Consider the following 17,034-nt stretch of genomic DNA (forward strand, 5'->3'; position numbering starts at 1 on the left):
GAGCCAATTTTGGCTAACCTGTGAACGACCTGTCTGAAAGTTGTCAAACCATACAGTTTCAGTGTACACTTTTCATGAAGCAGCAGAATACCTGCCGCAGTGCTGTTACAACCGTTACTATGATGGATGAAGGAGATAAGATCTATGAATTTACTATCGTATGGTCTGTTGGGGCTTCTCGCAAGAGAGGAATCCTCCGGCTATGATCTGATGTTGCGTATTCAGCCTTTTTGGCAGGCTAAGCACAGTCAGATCTATCCGCTACTGGCCCGTATGGAGAGCAAGGAACTGCTAGCCTCTCGTTGGATCCAGCAGTCCGACAAGCCTGATAAGAAAATGTATACCATTACCGACAAGGGAATCCATATGCTTCAGCAATGGTCCCAAGAAGCGTTAGCTGCTCCGGTTACACGGGATGAATTAAGTCTTCGACTGTTCTGTCTTTGGTTGACGGACAAAAGTAGTGCCAATCGTATGCTGGAGGAACGCAAACGTCATTTTATTCAGAAAATCCAGCATCTTGAGGATATTCTGAACGACATTCCCGCAGAGAATTTACATTTTGGCAGTAAGAACTTTGGTGACTATATTTTAGTACAAAAAGGACTTTTGAATGCTAAAGCAGGTCTGGAATGGTGCCAAATGGTTCTGCGTATGCTGCTTGCCGGTGATGTCAGTACGGATACTAACCCGTTTTTACTTAAGCCGCAAAGCTGAATGCTTTTACCAATCCATGCATAGGATTTATGGGACGTTATTATTTAATTTTTAAAAATTAAAATTCTTTGAAACCCTTTTCCATGCCATTCGTATTACTGGTTAGCGGTTGTTTGACCTATAAAAAAATTTACTAAGGGGGATATATTTACATGAAAAAAACATTTACTTTGAAAAATATGATGATGCTGATGATGGCTTTTACCCTACTCATTGCTATGATCGCACCATCTACAGCTGATGCAAGGCGAGGCGGCGGGTTTAAATCCGGGCCTAAATCATACCAATCTACACCAAGCAAGGCAAATGACAGCAGTGGCGTCAATAAGTCAGATAGCGGAACCAAGTCAGGAGCAACTGCTGGGAATACAAACAGAACTGGTGGATTCCTTGGCGGTGGCGGCGGATTCCTGAAAGGTATGATGCTGGGCGGTTTGGCAGGTATGCTCTTCGGCGGATTGTTCGGCAACATGGGCGCATTGGGTAGCTTGCTTGGTCTGGCCGTTAACGTTCTCGCCATTTACGTCCTGATCATGGCCGGAGTAGGTATCTACCGTGCTATTAAAAATCGTCGCAGACCCGATGATTCCCGCGGAGGACGTTACTAAGCTATGATTTTGAGTATGGATGAAATTGTCAACGCTATTTGCTTGCATATGGCTGAACGCAAAGGTGTACAGCCCACCGATGTGACAGTAGAATTAAGCTGGGAAGAGGATACAGGTTATTCCGCAGAAGTCCATGTACAGGGTCGTAGTCAATATCTGGTGGAAGCCAACATGATTGAAGCAATTCTGAGATATCTGTATTCCGAATACAATATTCGTGCCTATCGCGAACAAATCAGATTGGATCTGGATGAAGAAATTACTGCTATTGTCCAAACTTGATTATTTCGCATAAGAAGAACCGACCTTTGCTTGAGGGCAAGGGTCGGTTTTTTTGCTCGTTTTTCTAATAGATCATTAAGGTTACTATAGCATTACATTTAGACGCGGACGTACCTTGTTATATGGATTCATTTGCTCTATGAGTAGCCTGTCTGCTAAAGGATGGAGCCGGAGATAGCTGTACCTGCGGCACCCTTTCGAGTAAGCCACTACCGTACATTTCCCGAAACGGCTGCTCCTCCATATGAATATAGCCGATATAGCAGCCGCATTCTTTCATCCGGCACGGACGTTTGCCACTTAGACCCTCAAGACCATTCCTGTATAAGTGTCCTAGCACCCGTCGATCCTGATAGCAGTGTTTTACTCTTCCGTCACCCTGGACATAAAATACATCTTCACCAGCGCGACATGCCCGCCCCTGACTGCTATAATCCTTTAAATTCCATTGAAAATAGGGGTCTATCGCAGTTAATTCAGCAACCTCAGCATCTGTATAATAATGTGGACGATCCTTGTAGGCGTTGATCCACAAATAAACATCTCTTGGAAGTTTCGATCGCAAGGAATGAATAGCCGGAAATGCCTGTCTTAACCCGACGGTACCGACACTATAGGAAATGCCAAGTTCATATAGCTTCATAGCCTGCGATATAAAAACTTGCTCTTTTGTCTCTCCAGGGTGATATGTAGCCCACAGCGCAGCAGTCTCCGGGTTCAGTTCTTGCGTCCAATCCAGCTTAGTCGATAGATTCGTCTGTACCGCCACTTTTTCCACATGCGCCATGTGGGAAAACTCAATCATGGTCTTGCGATACCAGGAATGAATCAAGGCTTCTCCATACGGATTTAAAAAAATAGAGAGACGATGCCCCAGAGCGCCCTGTTCTCGTACCCAATCGGCAAAACGTTCCAACTGGGCCCGATCCTTGTTCAACGTTTCCCGACTATCAACGTTTTTACTGAACGGACAGTATGGGCAGGCATAGTTGCACGAGGTCAACGAACCACGATAATATAAGGTCGCTCTCATGCGCCTACATATCCTTCCATGCGCTCACGTACTGATGTGGAGATCATCCAGTCCCCAATCGCATCGGAATAGGCCATTCCTTCCTCTGTAAGTCGCAGCCTACCCTCCTCGACGACAGCCATACCGGATTCCAGCAGCAATGACATTCCCGTAAAATCGTCCGACAGGGATACATCGAAGCGCTCTGCATAGGCCGATAGCTCCAAACCTTCCCGATGAAGAAGCGCCTTTAAGATAAAGCGTCGCTTACTCTCATCCACATTTAAAATATAGCCGTAGTCAGCCAGATCATGACGTTCCGCAGCAACATAATCTGCGATAATACTACGCGTAGCTGCTGCACTAACACCGTACCGGCTGGCATAGTGAACATTACGTGTATAGGATCGCGCACCACATCCCAGACCAGCCATACCTTCCTCCTGACAACTGTAGGGCAAAAGCTCTTTGCTGGATAAACCATCATTTTTTGCAAAACGGCGCATGGAATATTGTACATATCCTGCCTGTTTGAGCCGTTCGCGCGCCACTTCATACAAGCTAAGACGAATATCATGTTCCAGCCCGGTATAGCCTGGCTTTAAAATCGTATTTTCTCGAATATATAGCGGATAAAGAAAAATTTCTCCTGGCGAGTAAGACAGTGCTTCCTCTAAAGAATACAGCCATGTTTCCACCGTTTGACCAGGCAGGCCATAGATCAGATCCACGTTCAGCAATGGAAAGTTGTATTCCACCAGCCGCTCAAGTGCTTCTCTAACAAGTTTGGGCTTCTGAGGTCGGTAAATGGCGGCACTTTCTGATTCCACAAAGCTCTGAATTCCCATGCTGACACGATCTGTCCCGCGGCGCTTGAGCACCTCCAACCTATCCTCAGTCACAGTATCGGGAGAGGTTTCCACCGAAATAGAAGCTCGTTTAGGGTCCAGTCCCATTATATTTTCCGCTATGTCAAACAAACGCTCCACCAAAGGAGCCTCCAGTAAGGTTGGTGTACCGCCGCCGATCGCAAAACGCGAAAAAGGCCGACGGCCCATACTGGGTGCCCATTGCTTGGCTTGTCTTTCTAGCGCATCCACATACTCCTTATGTACATCCAGACGCTTGTCCGGCAAAGTGAAGAGGTTACAAAATCCACAGCGAGCCGCGCAAAACGGAATATGCATATACAAAAAATAGCTTTCTAACTCCTCCTTCTCCCACAGCTCCTGCAATGAGAGCGGTGTATCAAACGAACGATAGGCCGTTTTATGCGGGTAAGAGTACAGATAGGAGCGGTAGGGAGCTTCACGGATCGTGCGTGCCCATTCAGCAGGAGTTTCAGGCCACTGAAACCTAGACGGTGCTAAGTTTGTGTCTATCTCCGGGGCTACCGCACCCGTTGGATGTGAGTGATTCAGATTCATGGCTTTCATTTCTGCTCCTTCCTCGCGCTGGATTGATTTCTTAATATTTTACTAGTGCAATCTATATTTCTATTTGCTTTATAATATAAATTCGCGGTAAGGCACATTCCAGACTACCTCATGTGCCAGACGATGTCCTTCATAGCCGTCTTCCCCATAAGCTGTACCATGATCGGAAAAAACCATGCAAAACGTCTTGCCCCGATTTCGTAAAGCATCAAACAAACGTCCAAGTTCACCATCCACATACCGCAAGGCTGCTCGTTGAGACTCCACTGAATCTTTAGCTGAGCCCTTCACAAAATAATGATTAGGCCCATGGATCGCTGATACATTCAGAAACAAAAACAAGCGCTGTGACGGGTCTGTATTCCCCAACAGTTTCAGAGCATGATTCACCTGATGCTCCGTCGAACGGGGGTTGGTAACGCCAAAGTTCATACGCCAGTAGCTTTCTTGGAAATACCCTGGCAGCACTTTGGCAAGCTTATTTTTCTTCGTGAAAAAAATAACGCCGCCGATACAGATGGTCCGATAACCTTCACCCTCTAGCCCGGACACAATATCCGGGGCATCGAACAGCCAGGTATGTGGATGCGTACGCAGTCCCGTATCCTTTGTGTGAAACAGACGGATATGTGAAGTCTTATCTGTATCCGCTGGAGTCGGCAAAAATCCGCCAAAAAAAGCATGATGTGCAGCATAGGTAAAGCTACCCGGTGTATGACGCTTTTCCCATGACCCGGAGCCGCACAAATTCGGACAGTTCTCTTCCTCCAGCTTTGCTACATCATAACGCAGAGTATCAAGCGTAATCATGACAATATCATGAGAGCCGACAATTTGGTTCATATCAATCATATCTGTCTTTCCTTTCCGTACCCACGCTCCTATTAGCGAGGTGCTGCATTTCCCATTCATACGGATTCCAACCCTGATGCTCAACCCGATACAGCAAATCACCGAACGGATTAACATCCAATACAAAGGGACGACCGCCATGAGCCGGAACCAGCACATCCAGTCCAGCAACCATGGAGGCTGGAAAAACACTCATAGCGGCTTTGGCCGTAAGCTGGATCGATTCCACCGTATTCTGTGGTAATCCGGCTTCCTTCAGCGAGAGCCGCTCATTACGCAAATGCAAATTCGTAATGGGGCTGTGGCTCAAACGTAAAACCGCATGGCAAGCTTCTGATCCGCACACGAGTTGGCGGACATCATAAACACGCCCGTTCAGGGTCGCTTTGGGAATCCAGCGCTCTACATGTACCCCTTCCAGGCATAGCCAGTTAAGGATTGCATGAATGTCCTGCTTATCCGTATAACGACGCAGTCGTCCGGCATTATAATACACGCGCTGTCCGCGTATGATTTCCGTTCCAATCGTGGTCACCGCCAGTTCCGCGTGTGTATGGGGATGTACCTGATAGGCCATGACACCAGAAGCACCAGACCCACAAAATATTTTCACAAATACGCGGTGAAACCCGCTCTCCTTTATTGCCGCGTGCAGATCGACGACATCATGAAATGCACCACCTGAAGATGCAAGCACTGGCGGGACTCTTATATCTGCCTTGCCTAAATCGGCGCTACAACGCCGTTTGTCGAACATCACGGCCACTTCCGCCGGATCGTTCATCCAGTATGACGAGGGCCAGAGCAGAGCCACTTCATCCCGCAGCCAGGCCAGCAGACGGCAATAGCCCCGGAACCATTGTGCCGGGTGCCAAATACGACCGTGCTGCTCCTGCAGACGTCGCGCTTCTGCCGCCGATATACTTGTGCCTTGTGTCCATTCGGGCCATGGTAACAGAGAATCGTCTCCCTCACCATCCGAGGCGCCCAGAGCAATCAACTCACGCTCTACCTCAAAGCTTTCGCCCGGTGCATCCAGACGAAGCAGCGGACCACTGTTCATCTGCCCCGCCAGTAACTGATCAATGCTCGCTTGCAGAAAGGAACTGCCATTCACGCTATCATGCGTAGCTCGCGCAGCTATTCGCGCCATCAGCTCGCTCAGACCTTGTTTCTGCCGAATAGCTTCCAGCACATTCTTATAGGAAACCTCCAGAGCGGGTGGAAGCATTAATCTGCTTCGCGCCTCCTGTAATTCGGTAGTCCGACGATTACCCGGATTACCGAACAAGATAAACGGCTCGCTGACATTACAGTCTGACATTCTAACCATAGAGCCGCCTCACTTTAGATCATTTTAATTTTGAAAACAGTCCGTTTTAAGTCCATTTGTACAAATTACTCAGTCAGTGATGGATAACGCCAATCATCTTCCTCATCCGCGTCTTGTTGATCTTCCACGTTCACAGATAGACCCGAGCTTTTCCAACGTTGCATCATTTCACTAGACATATAATGATAGCTCAAATCCAGATGCTTCAGCCCTTTTATACTTTCACTAGCCAGCAGCGCTTCTGCACCTTTATCAGACAACGTACCTTGTGAGAGATCCAGCACTTCCAGTTGTCCAATCACAGGGGCATTAGCTGCTGCAATCGCAATTTCATCCTGTATTTCACTATCTTTCAGTCCCAAGTATGTAAGTTTGGGGAAAGGATTGCTATTCAAAAACGGCAAAACATCTTTCAGGTTACCGTCAAAACCATAGTTATCGACACCCAAATACAGTTCCAGCTTGCGCAGTTCAGGCAGTTCTGCATTGTGTATTTGCTGAAGAACGCTCACAGGCAGGCCGCCACAAATAATAACCAATTCCTGAAGGTTGTTATGACGAAGTGGTTCCAGACTCAGGTCCTGGCTTCCTTTGATATGAAAGGACTCCAACGCTGGAAACGCTTCTAATAACGGGGATAGATTCGTCTGGTTAATCCATGAAACCTCACACTCATCATATTCCATATCACCAATAAACAGCTTGCGTAACTTAGGGAAATGATCTTTAAGCTTCACTAACACTGGGATGAAATCATCTGGTGAGCTCTCATAGGCTCCACCCCAATCTCCAATGATCAGATCCGTAACTTCCGCGCTCTCCGGCTTGGCTGCCAGTTCCTCAAGCAATTTAGCCATCGTTTGGCCATTCTCATAAGCTTCAAAATCCACTACCAATTTTACTTCCATCTTACAATTCCTCCGATCATTTATCTGAGAATGTAATAAAGCTTGAAAACTATCTATTTCCAATTTAGTCTATCCTATTCTACCAATGTTCGTCAAAAATAGTCCTAAATCGACATCAGTCCTATGTAAAATGTGCTCAATGAAATCAAAACAAGACAGCCCACTAAGCAGGCTGTCTTGCGCATATGTCTATAATAAACTTCTACTATTATATAGTAGTAATTCTAGAACCAAATTATTGGCTAATTGTAATCGGTGAGTTATCGGACAGCAATGCCAGATTATTCACGATCACATTCTCCTCATTGCTCAAGCCACTGGTAACGAGTGTTTGTGAACCTGCCGTCTGAACAGTCTTCACTTCCTTACGTTTCGCATGGTCTCCGTTTACAACATATACATATTCTTTACCTTGATCCTTTTGAACTGCCGCAGTAGGAACCACAATGCCTTCTTGTGCATTGGCAGCGACAAAGCTGATATCAGCCAACATGCCGGATTTCAATTTTGTGTCTGGATTCGCAACTGAGATTTTTACAGGATAGCCTTTTCCACTTGCATCCAACGGGCTTACATTTTTAACTGTACCTGTTGTTACAATATTGGACGCTGCAACACGAACCTGTACCTTGTCACCTACTTTTACATTATTGATCTGTTCCGCTGGAACATAGATTAATGTATTGACCGTACTCAGATTCGCAATGACCAGCGCAGGAGATTGAGCGGATACCATTTCGCCCACTTCTGCATTTTTCGTACCCACAATACCATTAATCGGTGAAGTAACAACGGTGTCATCCAATGCATCCTGAGCAATGTTTACATTCAGCTGAGCCTGCTTAAGAGATTGTTGGCTGGACTCGATGACCGCAGTATTTTGAGATACTTTGAGTTGGTTTTGCGCATTGCTGTAGCCACTATTGGCATTACTGTAGCTATTTTTTGCTGAATCATAGCTGTTGCGAGCTGTAGTCAAGGCCTTCTGCGCAGCTACCAACTGATCTTGTGCGTTAGCCTGCGCATTTTGTGCATTATTGTAAGCCGCTTCCGCATTCACAACTGCTGTTTTGGCTTGTTCTAATTGTGCTTGAGTGCTCGCACCTGCATCAAATAGACTTTGTGTACGTGTTACATTCTTCTGTGCATCTGCCAAAGCTTGCTGCGTTTGTTTCACCGTATTGGCTGCCGAGGAGACACCATGTGTTGCTTGTTCTACGGCTGTAGTGGCTTGATTAATAGCCCCCTGTGCCTGATTGATTGCGCTTTGGGATTGAATCACGCCGCTCTTGGACTGCACTAAGCCCGAGTTTGCTTGAACCATCGTAGATTCGTGGGATGCTTGAGCGGTACTTACTCCGGCTGCTGCCGCAGCTGCTGCGGCGCGAGCTTTCGCAACATTATTCCGCATGTCTTTATCATCAAGCTTGAACAGTACTTGACCCTTTTTAACCTCGGAGCCAATATCCACAGGCAGCTCAACCACTTTACCGCCCACTTTAGGCACAATGTTCACCGTCTCCGAAGGTGTTACCGTTCCTGTATAAATATTACCCTGTCCGATGATACCTTGCTGTGCTTGGCTGATTTTAACCGGAACGACCATGTCCTGAGCCGCCCCGCTATTACTGGAGCAGCCTGCCAGCACTGCGCCGCCGAGCACTAAAGCCGCTAATGTACTTTCTACTCTCAATATTTTCATGATAATTCCCTTTCTTTCTGTCCGTGGAAATAATGTAAGTCATCCAGTCGATATTTTGTACTTCACTTATTAAGCTTCCGGCTGTGTCTTTGCTTTCTTCCTCTGAATAAACAAAAAGATGAGTGGAATTGTGCAAAACAGCGGTATGGATGAAATGAGGAACGTATCCCCAATTCCTCTTGATGTAGCATCCAGTGTGATTAAACTACTTATGGATGACATCCATGAGCTGCCCAATGTCGCTTGTAGCGTATGAGCCGAGTCTGGTGTAATGGACTCCGAGATTTGCTGGGCATGAGCAGCCGAACGGCTTTGCATAATGGCGGTTAGCACCGCAATCGCCATAGATGCAGCCACAGTACGTACCAGATTGGACGCTGTAGACGCATTGGCTACCTTGCTAGGATGAACGGCATTCATGCCGACCGTGGATAATGGCATCATGCAAATACCAATTCCCAGACCCCGTAATGCCATTACGGTTTCCAACCAGGCATGCGAAGTATCTGGCGTAAGCTGGTGAAGATGATAGGTCATAAAGCTGGTTAGCGTCAGGCCCACAAGTCCCAAAGGCACAATGCCGAACTTATCGAACAGCTTCCCGGCAATAGGCATCATAGCCGCCATGGCAATGGCCTGTGGAATGAGGATAATACCAGTATCAATCGGTGACACACGCTGGATATTTTGCAAAAACAACGGTGTTAGGAACGTTCCTCCGTACATCCCCATCATGACCAGACTAGAGGCAATAACACTAATCGTATACTTTGAATTCTTGAATAATGAGATTTCAATTACAGCATTATCCTTGCCGCTTTCTACATAGATCAGAAAAACAAGTGCCCAGAAAGCAATAAACAGCAGGGATACAATTCCAAAAGAAGTCCAGCCATCACGCTGGCCGTTTGTCAATGCGTACAAGAGTGTTCCGGCACAAGTTGCGGCCAGCAAAAATCCCGGTAGATCAAACGGCTTCGGCTCTACTTTAGGCGGTTCTTTGATTAGAAGAATAACCATTAAAATTGCAAATAAAGCAACTGGCACACTGACAATAAACAAGAATCGCCAGTTAAACCACTCAATTAAATATCCGCTGAGCGTAGGCCCTACAGCCGGCGCTGCCATTGCAGCGATCCCCCATATACCAAGGGACATACCGATTTGTTCACGCGGCATAATTTTGTAAATAATCGTCATACTCAGCGGCATAATAACACCACCGCCCAGACCAGCCAGCACCCGTGCTGCGATCAGGGAAGAATCACTCCATGCAAAAATACATATTCCCGTTCCCAGCGAAAATACGCTGAGCGCAAGAATCAAAAACTTTTTGTATCCGAGGCGCTGCTCCATATACCCGGTAATCGGTACGATTACACCAGATGCAAGCGTGTAACCTGTAATAACCCACTGAATACGTGTCGTCGTAGATCCTAAATCTGTCGTCAATCTAGGAATGGCGACATTGATCAGACTGTTGTTCAGAATGGCGACAAAGGCGCCTAAAACGATAGCGAAAAAGGCAAGCCAGCGTTCTTTGGAAGAATCTGTCGAAGGAGCAGCAGCAATATCATTGGCAGCCACATGGACCCCTCCTTTTTAAGGTGTATGAATTTTTACTTCCACGTTCGTTCCAGGAATAAGCTTCAGATCCTTCGGCTTGTTCACAGCAATCTCTACAGGCACACGCTGAGTAACCTTGTTAAAGTTACCACTTGTGTTCACTGCAGGAACGAGTGAGAACACGGCGTTGGAGGCTTCGCCCACTTTACGAACTTTACCCTGAATCACCTGATCACCTGCTGCATCAAGCGTAATATCAACAAGCTGTCCTGGTTTAATACGGTTAATATCAGTTTCTTCAATATTCGTAGATACGTACAAGCTGTTCATATCCACCATAGTTGCAACAGCACTACCCGGCGATCCGATTTCATGCTCTTTCGAATAAATCTTAATGACGGTTCCGTTGATCGGCGCGCGCAGTACGGACTTGCTGATCATGCTCGCATCCAACCCCGATACATCCTGCTCGGCAATCGGTTCATTACGCTGAACAACATCTCCTTCTTCCACATCAATGTGACTAATTTCTCCAGAGATTTGCGGCATTACCTTATATTGATCGGCTTGAATGCGCGCATCGTCACTTTTAACAAAGTGTGTTGCTTGATACCAATAATAGTAGCCAATAGCTCCACCGCTCAGAATGAGCAGTACAATGAGGATTGGCAATACAGTTTTCTTACTCACTTCTTCCACCCCTGTTGTCCAAAAAATTTTTATTATTCAACGCTAATATTTTAAAATTGAAATATTAGGCCATTAAACCAAATAGAGAACGTAAATAAACACATGGCAACATTCCATGCAAAAGACAGGACTATCTTATGTACATAGGACAATCTGATCATGGTCCACAAACCGTCTTTTATATTTAAATATTTTCATATAACTATTGTACATTGAAATATTATAGATATATTTATCTATTCAGGCAACATAAATTTTCAGTTTTTTCATAATTTTTTTTCATAAAAAAGAACCTTGTTTCCAAGGCTCTTTCACGAAAAGGGATAGTTTACAATTAAAGGGTTACACAGTAACGTTAAGAGAAAGGCGCTGGTACAGCTGACCGTTGTTTGCAGTTTTTCGCCTCCTGCCCTTCCTTCGTGTTCTTATTCATTCTGTTTCCCTGAGAAACTTGCTCCCCTATGCACCCCCCGCAACGGCAGCGTTCTGCCGTCCCATGTACATCCTCTTTGGAATCCCGTAATAGCCGTACGTAATCCAGAGATTGCTGTAAAGAAGCAGGTCCCGGAATGAAGCGAACCTTTTTGCCTTCCAGCAGACAGTATACCTCAATAAGCTGAGGAAGAGCTCCAAATGCATAATAACAAAATACATTTGTCATATGTTGGAATGTACTGACAACGTTAGGATTATAGTCAACGATGTACTTTTGAATGAGCAGGGAATCTGCTTCTGCTGATAGTTGCCAAGCAGCCTGAACAATAAGCGAAATATTGACCTCTAACTCAGGCACAGACGTACAAAATTGTTCATACAGCATCATAGGCACCATCAAGTCATTATTTAAGCCACAAATTTTTGACAACTCACCTGACACTTTATTTTTGACATCCCAATAATGGAACAAAGATTCAAAGTTGTCTGACTGCTTGGGCCACCATTTCTCCAGCACATACTGGACAGGGACTTCCCGCCGTACCTTTACTTCCATTCCAAAGTATTCGTTGAGCGCATGCCCTACTGCATATTGAACCCGTTGCCGCCAATTCCAGCCCTCACGCCCTCTTTTCCTCTGTGATTGACGGATTGGCTGTGGAGTTCTCCACATCTCCTCTAGCTGATAGTCGTGCAGAAGAGGAAAGCCGCTTAAGCTATCGCTATTGCGCATACCTATCCCTCACTCTCTTCTCAGGACACTTCAATACCAGCCTGTGCAAATTGTCTTCCGTAAGCTCGGCAATTCTCCTTGTCATCATCCAATGGATTGAACTCAATCTTCAGACTCTCTTGAATGACCGATGCACCGCGTTCTTTGACTTTTTCCTCTACCAAGTCCACTGCGCCACAGAATTGCGTATAAGATGTATCTCCACTGCCAAATACTGCGGTCTTTTTACCAGACAAATCAAGTTCGTCTAGTTCCTCGTAAAAATCCAAAAATTCATCAGGAAGCTCACCATCTCCCCATGTATATACACCCAGTAGGAACCCGTCATATGCGAGCAGTTCTTGCGCGCTGCAATCATACGAAGCCTTCAACTCCGCCTCATGCCCTGCCTGACGAACGCCCTCGGCGATCAATTCCGCAATTTCCTCTGTATTACCGGTCAAACTGGCATAAGCAATCATGATTTTACCCAAGTTCATCCCTCACCTTTATTTGAAATATGGGATGCTTTCACTCCCTGTTACTCAAATAATATTTGATAATGATTCTCATTGTCAAATATTAATTTCAAAACTAGCTTTAATCTTGGGGAGATATACGCAAAACAGCCGCATTACATGCGACTGTTGGCTGATAAACTCTATGGATAAGCACATTAAATTAGAGCCTTGTTTAATTAAGTAGAATTTCAGCTGTGTTGATAAAAAATATTATGTACGTACAATTCAATCCATTTTTCATTATTTTAATAAAAAAACGGATTGTTGTACGTACAAGTGGGATTGATTCCATTTTAATATGGAAGCGCTATAATTACAAGTACATCCGAGAAAAAATATTTTAGACCATTTGACTACTTACTTATTTATGTAATCATTCGATTGTTGCTGAGGTTTGTTGTACAATAGACTCCATATGGGGATTTCTGTGTAGCTTGCTGCCTGAATCCTGAATTGACTGCTGAAGGATGGATTGTACATGTATGTAGCACAAGAGTGGAAAGACTATGAAGTAATGGATACAGGCGGTGGTGAAAAACTGGAACGTTGGGGTGATATTGTCCTGCGTCGTCCCGATCCGCAAATCATATGGCCTTTGGCCCAGGAAACAGCCGAATGGCGTAATGTTCATGGGCATTATCACCGCAGTTCCTCCGGTGGCGGCAACTGGGATATGAAAAAACCTATCCCCGAGCGCTGGACAATTAGCTATGGACCGCTTAAATTCCACATTAAACCGACCAGTTTCAAGCATACCGGTCTTTTTCCGGAGCAAGCAGCGAACTGGAGCTGGATGATGGATAAAATCAAAGGCGCAGGCAGACCGATATCCGTACTGAACCTGTTTGCATACACGGGTGGAGCCACTACTGCTGCTGCGTATGCTGGAGCCAGTGTAGTTCACGTGGATGCCGCCAAAGGCATGGTACAGTGGGCAAAGGAAAACGTTCAATTGTCCGGTCTGGCTGACCGTCCGGTACGCTTCATTACGGATGACGTATTCAAGTTCGTGCAACGGGAACAACGTCGGGGCAACCGTTATGATGCCATTATCATGGACCCCCCTTCTTACGGACGCGGACCGAACGGAGAAACTTGGAAGCTTGAAGAAAGCTTATACCCGTTTCTCGAATCCTGCATGAGCATCATTTCGGATCAACCGCTGTTCATGCTGATTAACTCCTATACTACAGGTATTTCGCCTACTGTATTGCGCAATATGCTGAGCATGACCATGCAACAAAAGTACGGCGGACAAATTAGCGCTGGTGAGATCGGATTGCCGATCACACGCTCGGGATTGAATTTGCCTTGTGGTATTCTCGGACGCTGGGAGGCTTAAATTCCTCTTATGACTCAAAATGAACTTACCCGGCATGAGCATGCACTGCCCAACATTCCTGTCCTATATGAGGACAATCATGTTTTGGCAGTTGTAAAGCCTGTCAATGTTCCAACGCAAGAGGATGCCAGTGGTGATCCTGATCTGTTGTCTTTACTCAAGGAAGATCTAAAAATCAGACACAATAAGCCTGGTAACGTTTTTTTGGGCTTAGTTCACAGACTGGATCGGCCTGTAGGTGGGGCCATGATTTTTGCTAAGACGTCCAAAGCTGCTTCTCGCCTGTCAGAGTCGGTACGAAGTCGTCATTTTCACAAACTGTATACCGCAGTTCTGAATGGCGTTCCGACGGACCCACAGGGCCGTCTAACCCATTACTTGCTAAAGGATAGCCGAACCAACACGGTTCAAGCGGTTCGACCTGGCACAGCTGGTGCGAAAGAAGCCATTTTGGAGTACTGCGTGATCGGACAAGCAGATGGACTCAGTCTCGTGCGGATTAAGTTGCACACCGGACGCTCACACCAAATTCGTGTGCAAATGCAGGCGATCGGCTGTCCCCTCTACGGTGACCAAAAATATGGCGGTCATCTGAGCCGACCCGGTCAACAGCTGGCGCTCTGGTCTTTACTGGCTGGAGCACCGCATCCGGTTAGCAAAGAAGATATGAGATTTCACTCGTTACCTCCAGTCCAATTTCCATGGAATGAATGGCCCAGGTCGCTTTATGAGAATATGATTACGTCTGAAATTTGAATCGGAAAGTCCTGCTCTATCTGAATATCGATCTTCAACCCCATTTGCACAAAGAACCTGCAACGCATGTGAACAACCATGCATTGCAGGTTCTTTTTTTTGCAGAAAATTAAATTAATGCGTCATCTCATCCTTTTATGACGAGGAAGCCACGGACTGCCCCTTCTTGCTGTTTACCAGCTGTTGACGGGGATGGGCGTTTTGTGCATTCGTATTTTTGATGAAAAATGCTAAAATCAGAGCGGCCACACTCAACGCTGTTGCAATGATAAAAGCCGAGTTAATCCCATAAATCGTAGCTTGATTACCTGCAGCCAGCATCCCCGCTTTATCCGTCACGCTTAGTCCCTCAGATGTAACAATCGATGTCAAGCGGTTGCTGCTTTGTGTGGACATCACTGTCACCAGAATTGCCGTCCCAATCGAGCCGGAAATCATACGCAGCGTATTACTCATCGCCGTACCATGTGCATTCAATCGTTGCGGAAGCTGATTCAACCCGGCCGTTTGGATCGGCATCATCAGCAACGACATCCCGAACATCCGCACCGTATAATTAATTAACAGTGTCATATAGGTGGTTGTTTCGGTCAACCTTGTAAATTCCCAAGTCGTTATAACCATGATCAGCAAGCCAATTACAGACAACCAGCGTGCTCCGATTCGGTCAAAAATAGCCCCCGTTACAGGAGACATGAGCCCCATCAGAATCGCTCCCGGTAACATCAGCATACCAGACTGGAGCGGTGTAAAACCCCGAATATTTTGCAAATAAATCGGAAGCAATATCATACCGGCGTACAAAGCCATCGTCACAATCACATTAATGATTGTCGTCAAGCTGTATACATCGTATTTAAAGATACGGAACTCCAGCATAGGCTCATCTGCCTTCAGTTGGCGAACAATAAACAAAATAAGCGCAATTGTCCCAACGATAAGCGTAGACAGGACTGGAATACTTCCCCAACCTGATGTTCCTGCATCACTAAAGCCGTATAACAGTCCACCGAAACCGAGCGTAGACAAAATGATGCCGGGAATGTCCAGCTTTGGCTTGGACTGCTCCGTTACATTTTTCAGAAAAATAAATCCGATCACAATTGAAATTACTGATATCGGCAGGATGATCCAGAACAATACCCGCCAGTCATAATGCTGTACTATATAACCGGATAAGGTTGGCCCAATGGCTGGAGCAAAACCCATTGCAATCCCCAGGGTCCCCATCGCCCGGCCACGACGCTCTATTGGGTAGATGTTCAAGATAACGACCATCATTAAGGGCATCATGATACCTGCCCCCGCGGCCTGAATAAGCCGACCGATCAGCAATATGCTGAAGCTTGGCGCTATAGCACATAACAGCGTCCCGATTGAAAAAATAGTCATCGCGCTAATAAACAATTTACGAGTGGAGAAACGAGCAATCAAGAACGCGGTCACCGGGATCAATACCCCATTCACGAGCATAAAGCCCGTGCTGAGCCACTGAGCTATATTGGCATCTATATTCAGATCACTCATCATTTTCGGTAAAGCCACACTGATCAACGTCTGATTTAATATCGCTACAATCGCGCCAATCAACAGAGCGGCCACAATGGGTGCTCTGCGTACATTACCTGGTAGTGTCATTTGAGGACTGCTCAAGTTGATTCATTCCCTTCGGTGTTAATTTCATGATCATTTGTTTATGGATATCCAGGACCATCTCTAGCTGCTCCCTTGGGATGTCCAGAATGGGCAAGACGCGCTCCATCCACATGGCGTCTACTTTTTGCATGATATCTTTCCCTTCCGGCGTAAGCGTCAACACTAAGGATCTACGGTCATGCTCATGCCGTCCGCGAGCAATATATCCCGCCTTGGTCAAGCGGTCAACCACCCCACTCATAGAGCTGCTTCCCACATGCGCTATGTCTGCCAACTCGGATAACCCGATGTTGGGGCGTTTATTCAGAATTGCCAAAGCCATATGCTGAATGGCCGTCAGATCCAAATGCTGCTCCTCATTCCAGAAGGCATAAAATATCGTTTTGTTAACCTCCCTTACCGATTGAATAATCCGGTACACCTCAAGTCTGTCTTCCTCTCTGTCACTCACTGAAACCATCCTTCTTTCTAATACCCAATTCACAATCCATATAACATAAACAAGC

Annotated in this window: 17 protein-coding genes; 5 read left to right on the plus strand and 12 right to left on the minus strand. The window is 46.0% G+C overall.

Annotation, left to right across the window (positions count from 1 at the left end; translation table 11 throughout):
• The first annotated feature begins 144 nt into the window (after nucleotides 1–144).
• The 3 genes from AOU00_RS01595 to AOU00_RS01605 all read left to right on the plus strand — a co-directional run bounded on the left by AOU00_RS01595 (nucleotide 145) and on the right by AOU00_RS01605 (nucleotide 1,607).
• Nucleotides 145–717, plus strand: coding sequence for a PadR family transcriptional regulator (locus AOU00_RS01595; protein ID WP_061831591.1), 573 nt, complete (start codon nucleotides 145–147; stop codon nucleotides 715–717).
• A 152-nt stretch (nucleotides 718–869) separates the two neighbouring features.
• Nucleotides 870–1,325, plus strand: coding sequence for a hypothetical protein (locus AOU00_RS01600; RefSeq protein WP_061831590.1), 456 nt, complete (start codon nucleotides 870–872; stop codon nucleotides 1,323–1,325).
• Nucleotides 1,326–1,328: 3 nt separating this feature from the next.
• Nucleotides 1,329–1,607 (plus strand): YxcD family protein, encoded by a 279-nt coding sequence (locus tag AOU00_RS01605; protein ID WP_013310599.1) that lies wholly within the window; start codon nucleotides 1,329–1,331, stop codon nucleotides 1,605–1,607.
• 118 nt (nucleotides 1,608–1,725) lie between these two features.
• On the opposite strand, the gene AOU00_RS01610 is transcribed toward AOU00_RS01605, so the two are convergent.
• The 10 genes from AOU00_RS01610 to AOU00_RS01655 all read right to left on the minus strand — a co-directional run bounded on the left by AOU00_RS01610 (nucleotide 1,726) and on the right by AOU00_RS01655 (nucleotide 12,753).
• Nucleotides 1,726–2,640 carry an STM4011 family radical SAM protein gene (locus tag AOU00_RS01610; protein ID WP_069289764.1) on the minus strand — a complete coding sequence of 305 codons (915 nt, stop codon included), beginning with the start codon at nucleotides 2,638–2,640 and terminating at the stop codon, nucleotides 1,726–1,728.
• A complete protein-coding gene (locus AOU00_RS01615) occupies nucleotides 2,637–4,055 on the minus strand; it encodes an STM4012 family radical SAM protein (protein ID WP_069289765.1) in 1,419 nt (472 codons plus the stop codon). Before AOU00_RS01615 ends, AOU00_RS01610 begins: the two co-directional genes overlap by 4 nt.
• 69 nt (nucleotides 4,056–4,124) lie before the next feature.
• Nucleotides 4,125–4,907 (minus strand): STM4013/SEN3800 family hydrolase, encoded by a 783-nt coding sequence (locus AOU00_RS01620; protein WP_069289766.1) that lies wholly within the window; start codon nucleotides 4,905–4,907, stop codon nucleotides 4,125–4,127.
• Nucleotides 4,900–6,240, minus strand: coding sequence for an STM4014 family protein (locus AOU00_RS01625; protein WP_069289767.1), 1,341 nt, complete (start codon nucleotides 6,238–6,240; stop codon nucleotides 4,900–4,902). Before AOU00_RS01625 ends, AOU00_RS01620 begins: the two co-directional genes overlap by 8 nt.
• Before the next feature lie 65 nt (nucleotides 6,241–6,305).
• Complete coding sequence (locus tag AOU00_RS01630; RefSeq protein ID WP_069289768.1) at nucleotides 6,306–7,148, minus strand: STM4015 family protein; 843 nt, start codon at nucleotides 7,146–7,148, stop codon at nucleotides 6,306–6,308.
• A 235-nt stretch (nucleotides 7,149–7,383) separates the two neighbouring features.
• Nucleotides 7,384–8,850, minus strand: coding sequence for an efflux RND transporter periplasmic adaptor subunit (locus AOU00_RS01635; RefSeq protein WP_069289769.1), 1,467 nt, complete (start codon nucleotides 8,848–8,850; stop codon nucleotides 7,384–7,386).
• Between the two features lie 69 nt (nucleotides 8,851–8,919).
• Complete coding sequence (locus AOU00_RS01640; protein ID WP_061831583.1) at nucleotides 8,920–10,437, minus strand: DHA2 family efflux MFS transporter permease subunit; 1,518 nt, start codon at nucleotides 10,435–10,437, stop codon at nucleotides 8,920–8,922.
• A 15-nt stretch (nucleotides 10,438–10,452) separates the two neighbouring features.
• The gene (locus tag AOU00_RS01645; RefSeq protein ID WP_061831582.1) at nucleotides 10,453–11,106 is read right to left on the minus strand and encodes an HlyD family secretion protein; all 654 of its coding nucleotides are present in this window, start codon (nucleotides 11,104–11,106) and stop codon (nucleotides 10,453–10,455) included.
• Between the two features lie 355 nt (nucleotides 11,107–11,461).
• The gene (locus AOU00_RS01650) at nucleotides 11,462–12,274 is read right to left on the minus strand and encodes a hypothetical protein (RefSeq protein ID WP_069289770.1); all 813 of its coding nucleotides are present in this window, start codon (nucleotides 12,272–12,274) and stop codon (nucleotides 11,462–11,464) included.
• Between the two features lie 20 nt (nucleotides 12,275–12,294).
• A complete protein-coding gene (locus tag AOU00_RS01655) occupies nucleotides 12,295–12,753 on the minus strand; it encodes a flavodoxin (RefSeq protein ID WP_069289771.1) in 459 nt (152 codons plus the stop codon).
• A 499-nt stretch (nucleotides 12,754–13,252) separates the two neighbouring features.
• Between AOU00_RS01655 and AOU00_RS01660 the strand changes: the two genes are divergently transcribed.
• Complete coding sequence (locus tag AOU00_RS01660) at nucleotides 13,253–14,116, plus strand: class I SAM-dependent methyltransferase (RefSeq protein WP_028540694.1); 864 nt, start codon at nucleotides 13,253–13,255, stop codon at nucleotides 14,114–14,116.
• Nucleotides 14,117–14,125: 9 nt separating this feature from the next.
• Nucleotides 14,126–14,872, plus strand: a complete 747-nt coding sequence (locus AOU00_RS01665) for an RluA family pseudouridine synthase (protein ID WP_061831579.1) — start codon at nucleotides 14,126–14,128, stop codon at nucleotides 14,870–14,872.
• A 135-nt stretch (nucleotides 14,873–15,007) separates the two neighbouring features.
• Here AOU00_RS01665 and AOU00_RS01670 read toward each other — a convergent pair whose 3' ends face one another.
• Together AOU00_RS01670 and AOU00_RS01675 are read right to left on the minus strand one after the other, a co-directional pair.
• A complete protein-coding gene (locus AOU00_RS01670) occupies nucleotides 15,008–16,510 on the minus strand; it encodes a DHA2 family efflux MFS transporter permease subunit (protein ID WP_061831578.1) in 1,503 nt (500 codons plus the stop codon).
• Nucleotides 16,494–16,979 (minus strand): MarR family winged helix-turn-helix transcriptional regulator, encoded by a 486-nt coding sequence (locus AOU00_RS01675; protein ID WP_069289772.1) that lies wholly within the window; start codon nucleotides 16,977–16,979, stop codon nucleotides 16,494–16,496. The genes AOU00_RS01670 and AOU00_RS01675 overlap by 17 nt, the downstream gene beginning before the upstream one ends.
• Nucleotides 16,980–17,034: the final 55 nt, after the last annotated feature.

This window comes from Paenibacillus polymyxa (assembly GCF_001719045.1).
GTDB classification, from domain to species: domain Bacteria; phylum Bacillota; class Bacilli; order Paenibacillales; family Paenibacillaceae; genus Paenibacillus; species Paenibacillus polymyxa_B.

Bases quoted from the DNA above. Each gene is read 5' to 3' on its own strand.
- AOU00_RS01595 (WP_061831591.1), top strand. From the start codon at position 145: ATGAATTTACTATCGTATGGTCTGTTGGGGCTTCTCGCAAGAGAGGAA.
- AOU00_RS01600 (WP_061831590.1), top strand. From the start codon at position 870: ATGAAAAAAACATTTACTTTGAAAAATATGATGATGCTGATGATGGCT.
- AOU00_RS01605 (WP_013310599.1), top strand. From the start codon at position 1,329: ATGATTTTGAGTATGGATGAAATTGTCAACGCTATTTGCTTGCATATG.
- AOU00_RS01610 (WP_069289764.1), bottom strand. From the start codon at position 2,640: ATGAGAGCGACCTTATATTATCGTGGTTCGTTGACCTCGTGCAACTAT.
- AOU00_RS01615 (WP_069289765.1), bottom strand. From the start codon at position 4,055: ATGAAAGCCATGAATCTGAATCACTCACATCCAACGGGTGCGGTAGCC.
- AOU00_RS01620 (WP_069289766.1), bottom strand. From the start codon at position 4,907: ATGATTGATATGAACCAAATTGTCGGCTCTCATGATATTGTCATGATT.
- AOU00_RS01625 (WP_069289767.1), bottom strand. From the start codon at position 6,240: ATGGTTAGAATGTCAGACTGTAATGTCAGCGAGCCGTTTATCTTGTTC.
- AOU00_RS01630 (WP_069289768.1), bottom strand. From the start codon at position 7,148: ATGGAAGTAAAATTGGTAGTGGATTTTGAAGCTTATGAGAATGGCCAA.
- AOU00_RS01635 (WP_069289769.1), bottom strand. From the start codon at position 8,850: ATGAAAATATTGAGAGTAGAAAGTACATTAGCGGCTTTAGTGCTCGGC.
- AOU00_RS01650 (WP_069289770.1), bottom strand. From the start codon at position 12,274: ATGCGCAATAGCGATAGCTTAAGCGGCTTTCCTCTTCTGCACGACTAT.
- AOU00_RS01655 (WP_069289771.1), bottom strand. From the start codon at position 12,753: ATGAACTTGGGTAAAATCATGATTGCTTATGCCAGTTTGACCGGTAAT.
- AOU00_RS01660 (WP_028540694.1), top strand. From the start codon at position 13,253: ATGTATGTAGCACAAGAGTGGAAAGACTATGAAGTAATGGATACAGGC.
- AOU00_RS01665 (WP_061831579.1), top strand. From the start codon at position 14,126: ATGACTCAAAATGAACTTACCCGGCATGAGCATGCACTGCCCAACATT.
- AOU00_RS01670 (WP_061831578.1), bottom strand. From the start codon at position 16,510: ATGACACTACCAGGTAATGTACGCAGAGCACCCATTGTGGCCGCTCTG.